This is a genomic window from Bacillus sp. WC2503 (genome assembly GCF_052682895.1).
In genome coordinates this window covers 1,902,945-1,920,323 of record NZ_JBQYMD010000001.1, presented here as the reverse complement: position 1 = coordinate 1,920,323, position 17,379 = coordinate 1,902,945, and the positions used below count along the sequence as shown (strand labels likewise).

Here is a 17,379-nt window from a genome sequence, read left to right as displayed (position 1 = left end):
GGTTGGATAAATTATCTCTCTAAATTAAAAGATGCTACGTGTGTTTTGATTTATCTCTTTTATAAAATTGTATAACGCTTTACAAAGTAGATTCCTTTTCTCTCTTATCAATATTCATATGTTACAATAGTACCAGTAGTATCAGTGATACCATTAAAACCATTAAAACAATTAGAACAACCACCACAACCGCCACAGCCGCCACAACCAAAACAACCAATACAACGGAATCCACCACAACGGAATCCACCACCACCACAACGACCTCCACAACCGCCACAACGACCGCAACCGCCACAGCGACGAGCAGCATCTTCAAAATAGTAGTATGGATATTGGTTTTGCTGGTCCCAATACACAATATTTCCAGACTGGTAATCATTAAGGCTTAACGCTTGTAGTTCTTGTTGAAACTTATTCATTTTCATGACCTCCGTTTATAAACTTTAACCTCATCGATGCTTTCCAATATTTCTGTTCGTTAAATCTAAGTAGAAATAACGCTATAAACTAAGTTCAATACGTACACCTATAAAGTATGACCTATCACTAGACGGTGCACCTTGTTCATATACCTATTTTTACTATGGGCTCATTTTTATAAATAGAAATTATAAAATGTGAATGCTTGCGTCATATCTTCATGCTTACTAAGTTCAATTCATTTCTCAATAACCATGATGCCGTATCCTACGTATTCCCGTATGCCGCTTAGATTTTTCTGTACTGTAAATGCCTCTCGTTATAACACTTCCATATACTTTCTGAGAGCACCTTCAGATATTCCTAACTTTTTTATATACTTCACTAGCCGAATAATCGATTTAGTCCGTCGTAGCGTCAAAACACCTACTAGTGACAGGACTCAATGACGGTTAAGAAATTCCTACAAAAAAAGCCCTGATTAGGGCTTTTCATTCTACTTTTTCAGCAAGCTCTCCATGAAATTGCTAATTGAAGAAAATTGAAAAAAAGACGCACTTAGATTGATACGTCTTTTTTGCGATACCCCTTTTTTGAAATCATATAAAGAGGTATTATCCATACATATGTATAACAATACCTCTACTCTTTATCCAATTACATCTTTTACTTCTGTATCCACTGGCCATTTTTCTAATGTATAAGCCATTTCCCAAAATGAATATTCATATTGACTACTAATAATGAAATGCTGTTTCATACGCTTCCGATCAGACTCTGTCACTTGTTCAGCGATAGTATCTAATCGTGTAATTTGCTCTTCAACTAAAGTACGGAACCAATCAGATCCATAAGCAGAAATCCACTCTTTATAAATCGGCTCTTCTGGCTGACATTCTTTTAAACGTTCACCAATTTCATAATATAGCCAGTAGCAAGGTAAAATTGCTGCGATAATATCCCCTAAATGCCCTTCATACGCCGCACGGTACATATGTGAAGTATACGCATATGCAGTTGGGGCAGGGATAAAATGACCTTTTTCTTCTTCCGTAATTCCTAATTTCTTTGCGAAATTCTCATGTAATGATAATTCTGCCTCGTATGTATTTTGAGCATGGTGTGCCATGCGAGCTGTCGTTTCTAATTCAAGAGCCTTTGCAGCTCCTAAAGTTTGTACTCTAGCAAAATGACTTAAATAATATGAATCTTGAAGTACGTAATAACGAAAACTTGCCAAATCTAACGTACCTTCACCAAGTTTTTTTACAAAAGGATGATGAAAACTTGCCTCCCAAATAGAATCTACTTCTTTACGTAATGTTTGTGAAAAAGTCATTTAAATTCCTCCAATAATGTATAAAATATATGTATTTATCCACAGTTATTAAATCTGTAAAACAAAAAAAACTTTCTTTACAGGCGTAAAGAAAGTGAAATAGACAATATTAATGTATTCTTTAAATATAATCGTCTTCCCACTTCCCTACGCTGGTATTAACCAGATCAGGTACTAAGAGTCTCAAAATTATGTTTGATCTCAGCCTACAAAAGGCCCCCCTAGTGGATAAATATTTAGTTGTCGTATTGTAATTATCATAGCATACTTCGTGGAACTATCAAAAGTTTTAATTGTATAATTATCTTAAAAACCTTCTTCTTTCCTCACTCTTAATGAAGTTTCAATTATCATATCTAATAGTTTACTATAATTAATCCCCGCGGCATCTGCACTTTTTGGCAGTAAACTTGATTGGGTCATCCCTGGTAATGTATTAACCTCCATTACATATGGAATTCCGTCCTTCACCATCATATCAACCCTTGCATAAACACTACATTTTAATGCTTTATAACAAGCCAATGACGCTTTATTTACACGTTCCTTAATTTCAGTTGGAAGTTCAATAACTTCTTCAATTGTACTAACATCATCGTATTTTGCATTGTAGTCAAAAAACTCAGCTGCATGTCGAATTGAAACGATAGGTAAATGTTTACCATCAAAAATTGAACAAGTAATCTCGTCACCTTTTATATACTTCTCAATTACTACTTCAGAATCCCATTCGAATACAGTTTCCAGCATTGAGATCAATTCATTTTTATCATTGACGATCTTTACGCCAACACTCGAGCCGCCAGAGTTTGGTTTTACCACTAACGGAAATCCTAACTTATCTAAATCATCAAGCTTTAGATCCGCCATTTTTGTAAGTTCAATCCAATCTGGTGTTTCTACTCCTTCATAACGCAAAATCTTTTTCGAAATATTTTTATCCATACATATACCGCTAGATAACATATTGCTGCCACTATATGGAATACCTAAACTCTCAAGCGTCCCTTGAACCGTACCATCTTCTCCGTATTTTCCGTGTAATGCTAGCAATGCAAAATCAATGTCTTTCGCTTTTTCAATTAAATCCATTTTTTCATTTAACGTAATTGGAACGATTTCATACTTATTTTTATCTAAATGTGCAATCATTTCATTTCCAGTCATAATTGATACTTGTTTTTCAGAGGATACTCCTCCCATAATAACGCCAATTCTCATTTTCTCAACTCCAAGTTTCATTTTTTAAAGTTTCACCAATTATTTGAATCCCACTAACTATTTCTTTCTCCTTCAAACGTGAAAAACCTAAGCGGAATGTATTCGCTCCCCCTCCATCAGAATAAAAAACATCTCCAGGAGAAAACGTTACACCTTTCTCATAACACTTTTGTAAAAGTGTGCGAGCGTGAATTTTCTCTTCCAACTCTATAAACAAATGAAGTCCGCCATCTCCAGTCATCCTTTTAAACGGAATATACTGATTGCAAGCCCCAACGGCTAACTCATATTTTTTCTTGTAAACAGATCTTGCCTTTTTTAAATATTTTTCAAAATATCCTTCATGTAAATATTGAAACAAAACAGCTTGATCTAACGTAGATGTGTGAATGGTTCTTGCTCTTTTAACACTTTCTAAATAATGAATCAGTTCTTTATCGGCAATAATCCACCCTACACGTAAACCAGGGAAAAGTACCTTCGAAAAGCTACTAATATAAATCACATTATTACCAGCCCCTGCAAAAGTTAATAGTGGCGATAAATGTGAACCTGAATAACGTAATTCTTCATTAAATCCGTCCTCTATAATAGGAACCTTATATTTCGAAAATAACCTCATCAATTCCGTTCTTTTTTCCGAACTTGTAACAATACCAGTTGGATTATGATAAGAAGGAATTAAATACGCAAAATCAAAATCCTTTTCACGTAAACTTTTTTCTACTTCAGTCGTATCAATACCATCATCATTCATATCTATCCCATGAACTTCAAGTCCATGTAAGCAAAAAAGTTTCAATGCAGCATGGTGAGTTGGATTCTCACAAATCACACGCCCTGATTTTTTCGCTAAGGAAGATAGTACAATATCTAATCCTTCTGTAAATCCATTTGTAATTAAAATATCTTTGTTCGAAATATCTACACCTTTTATTTCCATGTAATGAAGTAGATATTTCATTAACGGGCGGTAACCTTTTGCATATCCGTAGTTCAATACGATATCCCCTTCAATGGACATACGAGTAAGAAAAGCTCTTTTGAAATTTTCAACATCAAATAGCTTTTCGTCCGGGGCTATACTATTAAAAACAACCATTCCTTTTTCCCAGCGGACTCCATGCTTCATTAAGTCTAATTCATCCGCTAATGTGGTAACTGTATTAAGTTTATTTTTCCAATCTATTTCAACAGACGAAGTGTTAGATATATCCACCTTCGCAACGAAATTCCCTTTTCCTTTTACTGCATAAATGAGTCCTTCTTGTTCTAAATCCGCATAAGCAGAGAGTACTGTATTTCTGCTCACTGATAATAATTCACTCAGTTCCCTTGTTGATGGGATCTTTTGATCACCGAGCAAATGCCCTTTCATAATCATCTTTTTAAAATAATCCTTTAATTGAATATAAACGGGACGATCTTTTACAACTTTAAAATCTTTAAACAATTTCTTACCCCCTGCAATTATTTTTGCATATTTATTTCATTCTCAAAAGGTCCACTACATATGTATTTTTTATTAACAGCGGTACGGTCTTATAAAGTGAAACTTTAATCCGTGGGAATTTTATTCATCCCCCACCGATTTTTAGCCCGAATCGGACATATATGGGCAAAAAGGCTCCCACCTAACTTTTTTTCTCCATCCGAATTTTGAAGGTGTGAGTTTTACTTCTATAAATCTCTACGATATAAGTTAATTACATCTTTTAAAGCAGCTGCTGCGGCTCCGCGTGGATTAGAAGCTCCACCAATTGTAGTAACTTGTCCCATTGTATCTGTAAAGAATGTTATTCCTTTTTCAGTTCCATTTACTTTTGCTAGTGGATGGTCTTTTTCTATTTCAAGCGGTTCTACATTAAGATTCACTTTACCATCCATATCCTTATATGCTGAAGCTATTAATTTAATATAATTGTTTTGTTCCTTAGCATGTCGAATTTGTTGTTTTGTAACATTTTCGATTCCTTTTATATGCATATCAGTAAGCATATTCTCAACACCCATCAAGCTGTTTGCCAAAAGTAATAATTTACACGCACTATCCGAACCACTTACATCTAATATTGGGTTCGTCTCAGCAGTTCCTTTATTTTGCGCTTCTTTCAGTGCTTCTTCAAACGTAACATCTTCTTCATACATTTTTGTAAGAATATAATTAGTTGTCCCGTTTAATATTCCTTCTATTTTTTCAATATTGCAGCCAGCCAAACTAAATTGTCCAATATCTAATGTCGGTAGTGCTGCAGCAGTTGCGCCACTATAGCGAATTCGTACATTCGCTTCTTTTGCTGCTGCCTTTATTTCTCTCCAGTTAGTAACGAGTGCACCTTTTGAAATTGCAACAATATCCATATGTTTCTCAATCGCTTGTTTTATATATTTTTTTCCCGGATTTCCATCTTTAAGATTTGTAACTGTTGATTCTACCAATACAGTACCACTTATCCCACTTGTTGCACGGTCTTTCGGGTGATGTTCTATATACTTTTCAATTGATGCAGTACCGCTACCATACATTAATAAATGATGAATAGACAAACCTTCCTCATTATGTATTGCAATATTTCTACCTAATACGCCACTTACAACTAAATGGATTCCATATGTTTCGTATATATATAAATATTTTTCGTTTACTAATTTTATAAACTCTCTTCCTACTGTCCCGTATCCTGATAAAACAACTTGTATTTTCATAATATCCCCCCATATTTTTCTTCCATATCCCTCTTTCAATATAATATAAAGCGCTCCCGAATTCCATCGAGAGCGCTTTATTATTAACTATTGCGGTAACCGCGATAACTTTTCTGCAACTGTTCTATAAAACTCTTGAATATTAGAAAAACCTAACGTGTCTGAAACGCTTAGTCCTACCATGTCTAAATGATCCCAATTTGCTTTCGTTTCAATATGATTCCATTTTCCAACCTGTAAAAACTCATTATTATTTACAGCAATACTAGTTGAAGGCGCAATCATAGAATTTGTATTTACTACACCGTCATTTTGCCACCAAGATGTATCAATTAATGGGCGATTTTCTTCAAATCTTGCATAGGAACCTAAGAAAAATGCATTCCCCATTAACACTTTGTTCATTGTAATATGAGGTAGTTGTAAACCTGTTATAGGTGCTGCTTGTGATGCATGTCCACTATACGATAAGTAATACACATCCGATTGCGTCTTTACCCAACTATTTAACTCCCTTGCTCCATCAGTACTTAAATCCCATTGACTAATATCTTTTGTATTTTCCCAAATTGAACTATTTAAAATCCGATCAGTATATTGGAAGAAGGACTCTCCAGCATTTTTTTTCATACCCCATTGGTCCAATTTAAAATCATATAATGATAAATTATTGTTTCCTCCTAAACTCGCAGCTGTAATGAGTAAATCTTTAACGAACGGCAATAGAAGACTTCCGTCCGCGAGTGTTGTGCCATTATGAGGAGTTGCTAAAGTTGTAACACTATGAACATACGATTTACCGCCTTCAAATAGTGGTGATATCTTTGCGTTCGGATGATTTTTCACATAGTCTTTTTCTTCATAACTGCCTTCTTTTAATAACTGCACTAATGTTCTTGTCGTTTGTCCACCCATGCTATGCCCAACTAAATGAACTTTATTTGTTTCACTCCAATTTGGTGCAAATCCACTATAAGTTCTACCAAAACGATTATGTCCATGTTTCTCAGCGTGTGCCGCACCATAGTCTACAATTCCACCGTTAATTTGTGCATATAATTCACATGCACGGTCCCAGTTACTAGAAACAGGACCAACAGCAGCCGTATGTACTGTATAGCCATTTCTTTTTAAATCTTCCTGTATATCATGAACACCACCCCAATATTTTACCCCTAACATTTCTTCCCTACCCCATCCAGCAAATCCATTCACTAAAATGATAGGATAATTATTTTGTTGCCTCTCTTCAGCGTAAGTTGTTTTCGCTATGAATGAACAAACAGTCACTAATGTGAAAAAACATACTTTTAAAAATAACTTTCCCATACTTTCTCCCCCTAATTAAACGCTTTCATTTTTCCGTGAAAAATATTGACACATTCAGTTTTTAACTTACACATAATGTAAAGTATTTTATATACGTTGTATATATAGAAAACATACACAAATGTTGATAAATATTAATTCAAGTAAACATTTACTTTTTACAATACAACTTGTAAATCTGATTATTTGAATTTATAATTGAATGTAGTTTCCTCATGTTACATGAATTTAACAATCATAAGAAAACTAATTTTATTGCTTGAAAAGGAGGAAAAAGCATGCAAATCGGATCAAACATTCATACATTAGCTCAACCTACTAAAATAACTCCATCTAACCTTGAGCATAATACTATCTCTTCTACTAAACTTGAAGGTAAGAAAGCAAATGATCCTATCAAGTTCGATATTCGTTCATCTGAAAAAGAAATGAAACAGCCTGAGCATAAATTTAACGAATTAGATTTATGGAAGATGTTAAAGGATAAAGGTGTTCCATTATGGATCATTCTTGAAATGCTACAAAAGTCTCGTAAAGAAAAAGAAGCTCAAAGTAATTCGGTTCAAAACCCAAATGTGATTGAGGAAACAAACGAGACTCGATTAAATGAAGTAATGTAATCTAAATGGCATATAACTAAAAAGAGTTCGAGGTTGATATAGTTTCTATCAACCTCGAACTCTTTTTTAAGATTTTTCTCCAATCGTTACAAACTGAAAAGATACTTCTCCTTCCAAACCTTTAATTAGCTTTTTTACTTTGACATTTTCATTAACCATTGTATTATCTGTCGACATTTTAGGCCTTTCGTCACCTAAAGATTTCTTAAATTGAAGAAGATGCATTTTCGTTTCATTTGCTTTTATTTCCTTATATACACTATTTTTTGCTACAATCACATACGATTGCGTTGGATATTTACGATTGTTACCTATCCAAGCGTCACTATCGTATGTAACAGGAATCTCTTTTCCTTCTATTTTAATACTTTTCATAGTCTTTTCGTCTTCACTTGTAAACAGTAGCGATCCTTCTTTTGGGAATTTCGGTAACGTATCTATAATATAATCGGAGTCATTATCTCGTTTACGAAAAACTTTTTCTTTAATCAACGCTAGTGCTGTAGATTCATTTAAAATTAAGACATGTCCATTTCCAACTTCACTTTTTTTCACAGAAAACACTTCATTTTCTTTCGTAATTTCCTGATAACGATTAATAATTGGTGAAATATTATTTTCATCTCCAATAATTAATACACCGTTTGCAGGGAATGCGTTGTCCTTTTTAGAGCATGCACTAAAGCTTATTAAAAGTATTATAGTTAACATAAAAATAGTTAAAGTTCTTTTCATCACGGTTCCTTTCATAATTCATATCATTTTTTACATGTTTTTTTGTAATTTTATTAGTTAATATCCTCTATCTCGCATTAACGGGCAGTAAGACCCCCACCTCAAAATTCAGCGAGAGCAAAGAAGTTAGGTGGGGGCTCAACTGCCCACAAAAGCCCGATTGGTGAAGGCTAATAATCAGTGGGGGATGAAGGAAACCCCCACTAATTAAAGTTTCATTTTATTGCTCCATAGTCTTATAAAGCTTTTGTAGGTAACGCCAACGAGTGATAAAAAAATATAAAACTTGTATACATATAAATGAAATTAAAATAAAGATCGAGCTGTTTAAAATAGAAAAACTGACTAATTGTTGCAGTGCCGTATACGCAACTACAGTATGAATCACTGCAATGATAATTGGTAAGAAGAACATTAATACTAACTGTCTCGTTACAACTTTTTTTAACTCTCGTTTACTTAATCCCATTTTCGAAATCATTTTATATTGTTGTTGATCACGGTCCAAATCAGTATATAATCGGAAATAAATAAAACTAGCAGCAAATGTAAAGAAGACGATTCCGACTAAAACACTTGCCATGAGTAATAAACCATTCTTTTGCTTTGCCTCTAACAAGTTTAATGTTAAAGCTTCAAAGTAGAAATCTCTGTCCCTAAGATCTTTATCGAATATACTCTTTAATTGATTTGAAATCTCTTTCGTTTTTATCCAATCATCTACAACAAATCCGTAAGTACGATGTTGAATATTTTCATCTTTTGGATTACTCGTCAGAGGAATTTCATCATACACATGATCTTGAACAGCAATATAAATACTACTAGAATCATGTGGTAAAACTAGATCCCCCACAGTTTTTTTTACACGAAATGTCTTTGTCCAATCTCCTTGAATAACTTCAATATTTTTTTTATAGTCACCATTTTTAAATTCTTGTTTTTGTGACACCCTCCCAGGGATTAGTAAAATTTCATCTTCTTTTTCAATCGTTTCTTGTTGATACCCTAGTGCTCTCGTAAGTTCGTTATATTCACTTAATTTCAATACATTTACGTTACTTTCTGTAAATTTACTTGAAGATGAAGCCATTCGGTACGGAATATTTGCATCAGAAAGATGTTTTTTTATAATAGAGAGATGTTTATCTACTAATTTGTTGTTTTCAGAGCTTTCATACAGAAATGTATATGGGTTTGTCATCCACACTAAATTCCTATTACCAAGAGCGGCTGTTGTACCGATTGCTGTAAATGCAACTGCTGAAATAATAGATACTATAAAAAACATCGTTGCATTATCTTTCATACGGTAAATCAATTCTGAAAATGTTAATATATTTGTTCGCTTTAAAAAGAAAGATTCTCTCCTTTTAGCAAGATACAATATATAAACGCTACACTGTGTATATAAAAAGTATGTTCCTATAATGACTAGAAGTACACCCATTCCGAGCGTAATAAAATTAATACTTGGGATAAAGCGAAATACTGAAATATATCCATATCCTATACTAATTAAAGAAAGTAGCGATAATAAAATGGAAAATTTCGGTTCAGGCTTTGGCTTTTCCTCTGCTTGAATAAGTTCCACAAGTTCCGTTACTTTTATCATTTTAAAAGTAACAAGCGAAACGATTAAAAATAAGAAAAGAAATGTGATGAGTGTTAATAGTACGGCCTTCACTGGTATATAAAAAGGTAAGCCATTACTAATCATTAATACACTTGCACTAATCAATAATACTAGTTTAGAAAATATGAGACCGATGAAAATCCCTATACAAATTGACCCAAGTCCAATTAACATATTTTCAATTAATAATAATTTCTTTAGTTGCCTCATTGACATACCTTGCATCATTAAAATGCCAAATTCTTTCTTACGCGTTTTTAAAAATGAACTTACTGAATATAGAATAAAGAAAAATGAAAAGACAAATATCAAGCCTTGCGAAACTGTAAATCCTAATGTACCAAATGCACTTATTGTTGCACTTGTCGATTTCAACTCCCCTTGTAAATCAGGATGAAATAACAAAAGGGCATACGTAAAGAAAATCATAATAGAAAACGTACAACTTAAAAAATGAGCAGCATATGTACGCTTATTACGAAAAATATTATTAAATGCGAACTGACGAAAAGTCATGCCTTTTCCCTCCTAACAAAGAAAGGACATCCATAATCTTTTGATAAAAGGCTTGCCTGCTTTCACCACAATAAATTTCATTATATAATTGACCATCTTTAATAAATATAACTCTGCTGCAAAAGCTCGCTGCATACGGATCATGTGTAACTAACATCATCGTTGCTTTTTCTTCTTTATTAAGAGTATCGAGCATCTCCATTACATCATTTGAAGATTTAGAGTCTAAATTCCCTGTCGGTTCATCTGCAAGTAATAATTGCGGTTTATGAACGATAGCACGAGCGATTGCAGTTCTTTGAGCTTGCCCCCCTGATATTTCAAACGTTCTTTTACTCAATATATCTGCAATATTTAATTTCTCTGCAATATCTTCCACTCGTTTGTTCATTTCTTGTACAGATACACCATCTAGTGTCATCGGCAATACAATGTTTTCTTTCACTGTAAGTGTGCTAAGTAAATTAAATGATTGAAAAACAAATCCTAATTGTTTCCTACGAAATAAAGCTAAACTGTCTGATGATAACTGGAAAGGATTTGTACCATTTATTAATATTTCTCCCGATGTAGGAGAATCAATAGTAGATACCATATTTAATAACGTTGTTTTCCCGCTTCCTGATGGTCCCATAATCCCTACAAATTCACCTTCTTGAATTGATAAATCAATATCTACCAATGCTTTAAAAGGTATTTTCCCTTTATATACTTTACTAATACTTTTTGCATGTAAAATTTCCATTTATATTCTCCCTTCATTTCCACTGCTCACTATAAAGTGTAAATGAATTGTCTTATAGCACATATTGATTCATCTTTCATTTATCTTACACGCTTGTAAGATTTCTAAAAAAACTGATAACAAATCTATTTCCAATATATAATCAACGTATATCTATCTTATAATATTTGTATAGTGGTATGGAATACAATGCTTCTTACTTCTAGTCGCTGAAACACCTTGTATTCTTTATTAGCAACATGCAATATATTATAAAGAATAACTATACAACTTCAAAACAATGAATAACAACTTATCATATAGTACGAAAAAAAGCTCAGAGTTTTAGCTCTAAGCTTTTTTACTGATTTCATATGCAATATAGCTCCCTTCAAAGAGCTATATTTTTTATCCACTCTGATTTACTCAATACATAATGATTAAATAGTCGATTTTCTATCGTCTGTTGGCTCATATTAGTAAATCTGCATTTTTCAATAACTTTATTTGATGGTACATTTTTAATTAAAGCAATTGCGTTGAGGACATTTACATTTGTTTTTTTAAACAAATAGTCAATTAAGCCTTTAGTCGCTTTTGTAGCATAGCCATTATTTTGATATTCACTTGAGATAGCATACATTATCTCTCTGTTTGGTGAAGGGAGTTCTTCTTTAATACCTGTGCAGCACCATCCAATGAATTCATTTGTAGCTTGCTTAAATATTCCTAGCTTTAACATATGATTATCTATGTTATTCGTAGTTTTCACTGCCTCAAGAAATGCTTTATTTGCTGGTATTTCATCATTGATAATCCAATTAACCCTCTGTTCTTTCGTTGATTTCCAGTCTGGCAAAAATTTTTCTATTTCCGGTTGATTCGATATTTTATAAATACTCTCAGCATCTTTCATAGTAAACTCTTGTAGATATATATCTCCACAGTCTATTCTAAATAACTTAGTTGAACTCTCTGCTCCCATATTAATCCCCCTAAATAATTATAGCGCCTTAATCTGTTTCGTAAGTTCTATAAATCGTTCGTCAAGCTCTTTATATTCTTTATCATTAGAAGTTAAAAAGCTTAATTTTCCTAATACTTCTTGTCTCTCTGTTTCTAACGTTAAACGTAACTCTTCAATTTCATCTCTTGTTTTAGGAGGTTCTTCTAGCTGTTTTTGTATCGTATGATTTGAAAACACGAGTTTTGTGTTAGTTGTTTTCTCTAGAAAATATCGATCGTGAGAAACGATAACTAGTGTTCCATTATACTCCGCTAATGTATTTTCAAGCTGTTCACGTGAAGGCAGATCAAGGTGATTTGTCGGTTCATCTAAAATGAGTACGTCTTTTTCATCTAAAATATAAGCCATTAACTTACATTTCACTCGTTCTCCCATGCTCATATGTTCAATCGGCTCTTTCCATTGAGAAGCTTGGAACCCTAAATGTTTCATTAAATTTTGGACTTTCCCTCTTTCTTCAAATGAATCTTTAAAAAATAAATCTTCTGGCGTTTTATCAAGTGGTAAATCAAATACTTCTTGTGTTAAATAACCGATGTTTGCAGATGGTGAAACCCATACTTCTCCTTCCACAGTTTCCGTTCCCATAATCATCTTTAGTAATGTTGTTTTCCCACTACCGTTTGGTCCAACAATCGCAACCTTCTCACCGTGCTGAATTGTAAAATTAACGTTTTCAAATAATATTTTTCCATGAAAGTCTTTTTTTAATTGTTTTACTTCTAAAAAGCGTTTTCCTACTTTTTTACTCGCTTGAATTGAGAACTCAACTGAGTACTCCTCTTTCACACGTTCTACTTTCGTTTTCTCTAGCTCTTTTTCGAGACGTTTTCGTTTTGACTTAACTTGCGCATCCATTCGCTTCGCTTTTACACGATAAAATTCTTTAACACCTTCTTGTTTTGTAGACTGTGCATGTGCCTTTTGTGACCATGAACTTAATTCTTTTATATGTGTTTCTACTTGTTCAATCTTTTTTTGCTGCTTTTCATATTCACGTTGTTGCGTCAGTCTTTTTTGCTCACGTGCTTTCATATAACTCGTATAATTACCGCTATGCTCAATTAATTTTTTATCCTCAATTGACCATATTTTTGTTGCGACAACATCTAAAAAATATCGATCATGCGATACAACGATAACTGTACCTTTCATATTTTTTATTTGTTTAATGAGAAATTCCGTACTCATCTCATCTAAATGATTTGTCGGTTCGTCTAATATTAAGACATTAGGATTTTCCGCAAATCCTTTCGCTAAGCGAACTTTCAGCTTTTCACCACCACTTAAAGTACGAAAATCGTTCGTTGGCACGCCCCATTTCGCAAGAAGCTCTGCTTCTTTTGCAATCACATCCTTACTAATAAAAGATTCTATTTCTTGTTCAACATATGCTGTTGTCATATTCATTTGCTGCCACTCAACAATTCCTTTTGATGGCTCAATCTTCCCATTTATTAATTGAAGTAACGTTGATTTACCAGCACCATTTTTACCAATTAATCCGATTACATCCCCTTGTTTTACTACTACATTCATTTTTTCTAACAAAGTATTTTCCTTTATTTCAACATACACATCATTTAATTTTAAAAGCTCTTTCATATTACCGATCCCTTTCATAAAGGGAGAACAAAAAAATCCTCCCAAAGTAATTTTGGCAGGATTAGTCCTTACATTATTTATACCCAAATAAGCTATTACGCAAATCAAATAGCAATACCGTTGAATGGAATTGGGCAGACTAATCCTATTTTTTACAAATTGAAATTTATTTAATTTCAACATTTAAAAATAAGATTAGTTAATCATCGTCCACCCATCATTCCTTTCCGTCGTTAATAACCATATTGTACCATAATAGTACTGTATGAGTAAATGTAATTATATGTGCTTTTAAAAAGATTGCTTTCTTTAAGGTCTATTTATCAATTCTAAACTTCATATTGAACAAGCATACACCACATTTGTTGTACTACTTGCTTTAGATTCCCCTATTAATAAAATTCTAAACATCCCCCTCTTATATACTAAATTTCAGTTCTTATAATAAAGGTATCATTTTTAATGGGGGATTCTACAATGGAATTTAGCAAACTCGGAAACAGTGGGTTAACAGTAAGTAAGATTGCATACGGGAACTGGATAAACCATGGCGGAAAGGTAAATGAAGATACTGCAAATAATTGTGTGAAAACCGCACTAGATGTCGGAATTACAACGTTTGATACTACTGATGTTTATTCGGACACGATAGCCGAAGAAGTACTAGGCCGATCTTTAAAAGGCATACGGAGAGAAAGTATAGAACTATGTACAAAAGTATGTCATCCGACCGGACCTGGAAAAAATGATCGTGGATTGTCGCGAAAACATATTATTGAAAATTGTAATGCATCATTAAAACGGTTGCAGACAGACTACATTGATGTCTATTATGCACATAGATTTGATACAACAACTCCCCTTGAAGAAACGATGTTAGCTTTTGCTGATCTTGTAAGACAAGGTAAAGTCCTTTACTTAGGCATAAGTGAGTGGACATCAGAACAAATCACCCGTGGTGCAGCACTTGCACGAGAATTAAGCATTCCACTTATCGCTAGCCAACCTCAATATTCGATGTTGTGGCGAGTTATTGAAACTGATGTAATACCAACATGTCAACGTGAGGGACTTGGTCAAGTTGTTTGGTCTCCCCTTGCACAAGGTATTCTCACAGGAAAATATCAACCTGGTAAACCATTGCCGAATCAATCACGTGCTAACTCTGATGCTGGTAAACCATTTTTCCAAAAACTCGTGCAACGCTGGATGAGCGATGATGTACTCAATGCAATTCAGAAACTTAATCCCATCGCGCAAGAAACTAATCTTACCTTACCTCAACTTGCAGTTGCTTGGGTATTACAAAATCCAGCTGTTTCCTCTGCAATTATTGGTGCATCAAATCCAGAGCAAATAAGAGAAAACGTAATTGCTTCTAGCGTTAAATTACAACCTGAAATTATGGATCAAATTGATGGTGTACTAAAAGATTTCATTGAGTATGATCCGAGCAAAACAGGTTAAAACACCTTTTTGTTCTACCTATAAAGAAGCTTTCCTTTTCAAATCTACACTGCCCATCCTATACAGATGGGTTATTATCTTTTACATTCACATTGTGAAGTTGTATAAACCTCTCTAACAACAGTTAAAAAGTTCTCTAACACAACAGACTGTTCATCTAGTCTCCATCCAGCATATAAATTTATTTTTGGGGTATTTTCTTGAATTTCTTTATATATAACTCCCGTTTTTTTATAACTTTCCACTGATGACGGAACGACAGAAATCCCCATTCCTGCTGCAACTAAATTCACAATCGTTTGCATTTGAATCGCTTCTTGAACAATATTTAAACTTACTCCATGTTCCCAAAAGTAACTAATAATTACATCATAAAAGTTTGTACCAAAATGACGTGGAAATAAAATAAATGGTTCATCCACTAATGATTTAATTGGAATGTTACGTAACATAACGAAAGGGTGATCTTCATGCAAAACCAATTTTAAATATTCTACAGAACAAACTTCGGAAGTTAAAATTTCATTATTCTGCTTGGAACGAATAAATCCAATATGAATTTGTTTTTCATAGAGCGCTTTGATTTGTTGATCAGTTGTCATTTCGTGTAATATAAGCTGAATTTTAGGAAACCGTTCTCGAAATTTTTTTAAAACATTTATAACGGTTTCTGTAGAATCGACAAACCCAATTATTAAATGGCCTATCTTTCCTTCATCCGCAAGCTGTGTTTCTTTAATCGTTCTATCTACTTGAAGCAGCGTTTGTCGCGCACCTTCTAAAAATATTTTCCCGGCATCGGTAAGCTCAACCATTCGCTTTGTCCGGTAAAAAAGTTGAACCCCTAATTCATCTTCTAATTTACGAATCTCTTGGCTTAAAGGCGGTTGTGCCATCATAAGACGCTCTGCTGCACGACTAAAGTTTAATTCTTCTGCCACTGTTATGAAATATTTCATTTTTCGAATATCCATTACAATCCCCCTAACATTCACAACTAGTAAAAAATCCCTCCTTCTAATAAATTGTAAATAAAAACAGGAGGAAACTATATCAATCCCTTTTCTTTTTTATCATAAATCATTTCATTGTAAATACGAGATGAAAATCATTAAAAATTCTAAATTACAAGTATAAGAGTGAATGTTATCCTCAAGAGCATCTTATGATAAGTTGAATTATGTGTTTTCAGCAATTTTATTACTTGCATTTATTATTTCATTTACCATTTTGGTTGAGTAACTAGTTTTGATATTTTATTCACCTAATTATAAAAACAAAGCACCGTTCGTTATTCAATATTTTTTTATTGTTTTTCGATAAAATTCGATTGATTATTTTTCCTTAATAAGCTATTATATGTTTACAGAGAATATTAAAGTAAGGATTGAATTTATGGACAAGACATTAAAAATCATAAAATCAAATATGTTTTTAAGGATTTTTCTCATCCCGATTATAGTAGGGGTTTTTGTTGGTATACTAACTAAATTGGGGCAGGGTATACTTCCAGGACATTGGAATTCATTAGCTAATCTAGGAAGTGTTTGGTTAGTTCCATCCTTTTTTGTGGCTAGTCTTAGTTATTCTAAGCGTACAGCTATGCTTTCCGGTATACTTGCGCTGCTAGGTATGGTTTTAGGCTATTATGGTTATGCAATAATTATTAAAAATGTAGCTCACTCTATTTATTTTATATCTGTATGGATTGTATGTGCATGTATAGGAGGAACTATCTTTGGAATTGCAGGTTTTCTATGGAAAGATACTACAAATCCACTTCATAAATTCGGAAGCGCACTTTTAAGTGGAGTTTTTGTAACGGATGGACTTCACATTCTTTTAAATTTTGACGACTATAGTCACATGTTACCTGTTGGATATACCGAAGTCATAGTTGGGATTATCTTGATTCTTGTATTAGAACGCTCTAATGCTAATCGAATTTCTTCTTTTTTAATGATGATTCCTATCATTATTTTAGGGTTAATTGGATATAAAGTATTAAGTTTGCTTACTTAATTACAATAC

General features: G+C 33.3%; 15 protein-coding genes and 1 riboswitch. Of the genes, 3 read left to right on the top strand and 12 right to left on the bottom strand.

The window, feature by feature from the left end; genetic code table 11:
- Positions 1-107 precede the first annotated feature (107 nt).
- The 6 genes from ACUN26_RS09765 to ACUN26_RS09740 all read right to left on the bottom strand — a co-directional run bounded on the left by ACUN26_RS09765 (position 108) and on the right by ACUN26_RS09740 (position 7,018).
- Positions 108-428, bottom strand: a complete 321-nt coding sequence (locus ACUN26_RS09765) for a heterocycloanthracin/sonorensin family bacteriocin (RefSeq protein WP_002038751.1) — start codon at positions 426-428, stop codon at positions 108-110.
- Between the two features lie 644 nt (positions 429-1,072).
- Positions 1,073-1,762: a thiaminase II gene (gene tenA / locus ACUN26_RS09760; RefSeq protein WP_000144532.1), complete on the bottom strand. Its 690-nt coding sequence runs from the start codon at positions 1,760-1,762 to the stop codon at positions 1,073-1,075.
- 127 nt (positions 1,763-1,889) lie between these two features.
- A riboswitch (TPP riboswitch) is annotated at positions 1,890-1,995 on the bottom strand.
- Positions 1,996-2,068: 73 nt separating this feature from the next.
- Positions 2,069-2,983 carry a D-alanine--D-alanine ligase gene (gene ddlB, locus ACUN26_RS09755; RefSeq protein WP_002038752.1) on the bottom strand — a complete coding sequence of 305 codons (915 nt, stop codon included), beginning with the start codon at positions 2,981-2,983 and terminating at the stop codon, positions 2,069-2,071.
- 4 nt (positions 2,984-2,987) lie between these two features.
- Entirely contained in the window at positions 2,988-4,436 is a 1,449-nt protein-coding gene (gene pdxR / locus ACUN26_RS09750) for a MocR-like pyridoxine biosynthesis transcription factor PdxR (protein WP_000471597.1), read from the bottom strand.
- A 227-nt stretch (positions 4,437-4,663) separates the two neighbouring features.
- Positions 4,664-5,689: a homoserine dehydrogenase gene (locus tag ACUN26_RS09745; protein WP_000701778.1), complete on the bottom strand. Its 1,026-nt coding sequence runs from the start codon at positions 5,687-5,689 to the stop codon at positions 4,664-4,666.
- Between the two features lie 87 nt (positions 5,690-5,776).
- Entirely contained in the window at positions 5,777-7,018 is a 1,242-nt protein-coding gene (locus tag ACUN26_RS09740; RefSeq protein ID WP_000517088.1) for an esterase/lipase family protein, read from the bottom strand.
- Between the two features lie 278 nt (positions 7,019-7,296).
- Between ACUN26_RS09740 and ACUN26_RS09735 the strand changes: the two genes are divergently transcribed.
- Positions 7,297-7,638 carry a DUF3914 domain-containing protein gene (locus ACUN26_RS09735; protein ID WP_001165487.1) on the top strand — a complete coding sequence of 114 codons (342 nt, stop codon included), beginning with the start codon at positions 7,297-7,299 and terminating at the stop codon, positions 7,636-7,638.
- A gap of 66 nt (positions 7,639-7,704) precedes the next feature.
- On the opposite strand, the gene ACUN26_RS09730 is transcribed toward ACUN26_RS09735, so the two are convergent.
- From ACUN26_RS09730 to abc-f, 5 genes are all read right to left on the bottom strand, one after another.
- Entirely contained in the window at positions 7,705-8,373 is a 669-nt protein-coding gene (locus tag ACUN26_RS09730) for a lipoprotein BA_5634 family protein (RefSeq protein WP_000831680.1), read from the bottom strand.
- Between the two features lie 220 nt (positions 8,374-8,593).
- Positions 8,594-10,525: an FtsX-like permease family protein gene (locus ACUN26_RS09725; RefSeq protein ID WP_000144134.1), complete on the bottom strand. Its 1,932-nt coding sequence runs from the start codon at positions 10,523-10,525 to the stop codon at positions 8,594-8,596.
- Positions 10,500-11,270, bottom strand: coding sequence for an ABC transporter ATP-binding protein (locus ACUN26_RS09720; protein ID WP_000404263.1), 771 nt, complete (start codon positions 11,268-11,270; stop codon positions 10,500-10,502). The genes ACUN26_RS09725 and ACUN26_RS09720 overlap by 26 nt, the downstream gene beginning before the upstream one ends.
- Before the next feature lie 370 nt (positions 11,271-11,640).
- The gene (locus ACUN26_RS09715; RefSeq protein WP_000500623.1) at positions 11,641-12,234 is read right to left on the bottom strand and encodes a GNAT family N-acetyltransferase; all 594 of its coding nucleotides are present in this window, start codon (positions 12,232-12,234) and stop codon (positions 11,641-11,643) included.
- 18 nt (positions 12,235-12,252) lie between these two features.
- On the bottom strand, positions 12,253-13,881 hold the full coding sequence (gene abc-f / locus ACUN26_RS09710; protein ID WP_002093744.1) for a ribosomal protection-like ABC-F family protein: 1,629 nt from the start codon (positions 13,879-13,881) through the stop codon (positions 12,253-12,255).
- Between the two features lie 477 nt (positions 13,882-14,358).
- Here abc-f and ACUN26_RS09705 point away from each other — a divergent pair, with 477 nt between their 5' ends.
- The gene (locus ACUN26_RS09705) at positions 14,359-15,348 is read left to right on the top strand and encodes an aldo/keto reductase family protein (protein ID WP_000395986.1); all 990 of its coding nucleotides are present in this window, start codon (positions 14,359-14,361) and stop codon (positions 15,346-15,348) included.
- Positions 15,349-15,422: 74 nt separating this feature from the next.
- Here ACUN26_RS09705 and ACUN26_RS09700 read toward each other — a convergent pair whose 3' ends face one another.
- Positions 15,423-16,322 carry a LysR substrate-binding domain-containing protein gene (locus ACUN26_RS09700; protein WP_000354652.1) on the bottom strand — a complete coding sequence of 300 codons (900 nt, stop codon included), beginning with the start codon at positions 16,320-16,322 and terminating at the stop codon, positions 15,423-15,425.
- A gap of 421 nt (positions 16,323-16,743) precedes the next feature.
- Between ACUN26_RS09700 and ACUN26_RS09695 the strand changes: the two genes are divergently transcribed.
- The gene (locus ACUN26_RS09695; RefSeq protein WP_000361815.1) at positions 16,744-17,370 is read left to right on the top strand and encodes a DUF6518 family protein; all 627 of its coding nucleotides are present in this window, start codon (positions 16,744-16,746) and stop codon (positions 17,368-17,370) included.
- Positions 17,371-17,379 lie beyond the last annotated feature (9 nt).

Bases quoted from the DNA above. Each gene is read 5' to 3' on its own strand.
- ACUN26_RS09705 (WP_000395986.1), top strand. From the start codon at position 14,359: ATGGAATTTAGCAAACTCGGAAACAGTGGGTTAACAGTAAGTAAGATT.
- ACUN26_RS09720 (WP_000404263.1), bottom strand. From the start codon at position 11,270: ATGGAAATTTTACATGCAAAAAGTATTAGTAAAGTATATAAAGGGAAA.
- tenA (WP_000144532.1), bottom strand. From the start codon at position 1,762: ATGACTTTTTCACAAACATTACGTAAAGAAGTAGATTCTATTTGGGAG.
- ACUN26_RS09765 (WP_002038751.1), bottom strand. From the start codon at position 428: ATGAAAATGAATAAGTTTCAACAAGAACTACAAGCGTTAAGCCTTAAT.
- ACUN26_RS09745 (WP_000701778.1), bottom strand. From the start codon at position 5,689: ATGAAAATACAAGTTGTTTTATCAGGATACGGGACAGTAGGAAGAGAG.
- ACUN26_RS09735 (WP_001165487.1), top strand. From the start codon at position 7,297: ATGCAAATCGGATCAAACATTCATACATTAGCTCAACCTACTAAAATA.
- ddlB (WP_002038752.1), bottom strand. From the start codon at position 2,983: ATGAGAATTGGCGTTATTATGGGAGGAGTATCCTCTGAAAAACAAGTA.
- ACUN26_RS09725 (WP_000144134.1), bottom strand. From the start codon at position 10,525: ATGACTTTTCGTCAGTTCGCATTTAATAATATTTTTCGTAATAAGCGT.
- ACUN26_RS09695 (WP_000361815.1), top strand. From the start codon at position 16,744: ATGGACAAGACATTAAAAATCATAAAATCAAATATGTTTTTAAGGATT.
- ACUN26_RS09730 (WP_000831680.1), bottom strand. From the start codon at position 8,373: ATGAAAAGAACTTTAACTATTTTTATGTTAACTATAATACTTTTAATA.
- ACUN26_RS09740 (WP_000517088.1), bottom strand. From the start codon at position 7,018: ATGGGAAAGTTATTTTTAAAAGTATGTTTTTTCACATTAGTGACTGTT.
- ACUN26_RS09700 (WP_000354652.1), bottom strand. From the start codon at position 16,322: ATGGATATTCGAAAAATGAAATATTTCATAACAGTGGCAGAAGAATTA.
- abc-f (WP_002093744.1), bottom strand. From the start codon at position 13,881: ATGAAAGAGCTTTTAAAATTAAATGATGTGTATGTTGAAATAAAGGAA.
- ACUN26_RS09715 (WP_000500623.1), bottom strand. From the start codon at position 12,234: ATGGGAGCAGAGAGTTCAACTAAGTTATTTAGAATAGACTGTGGAGAT.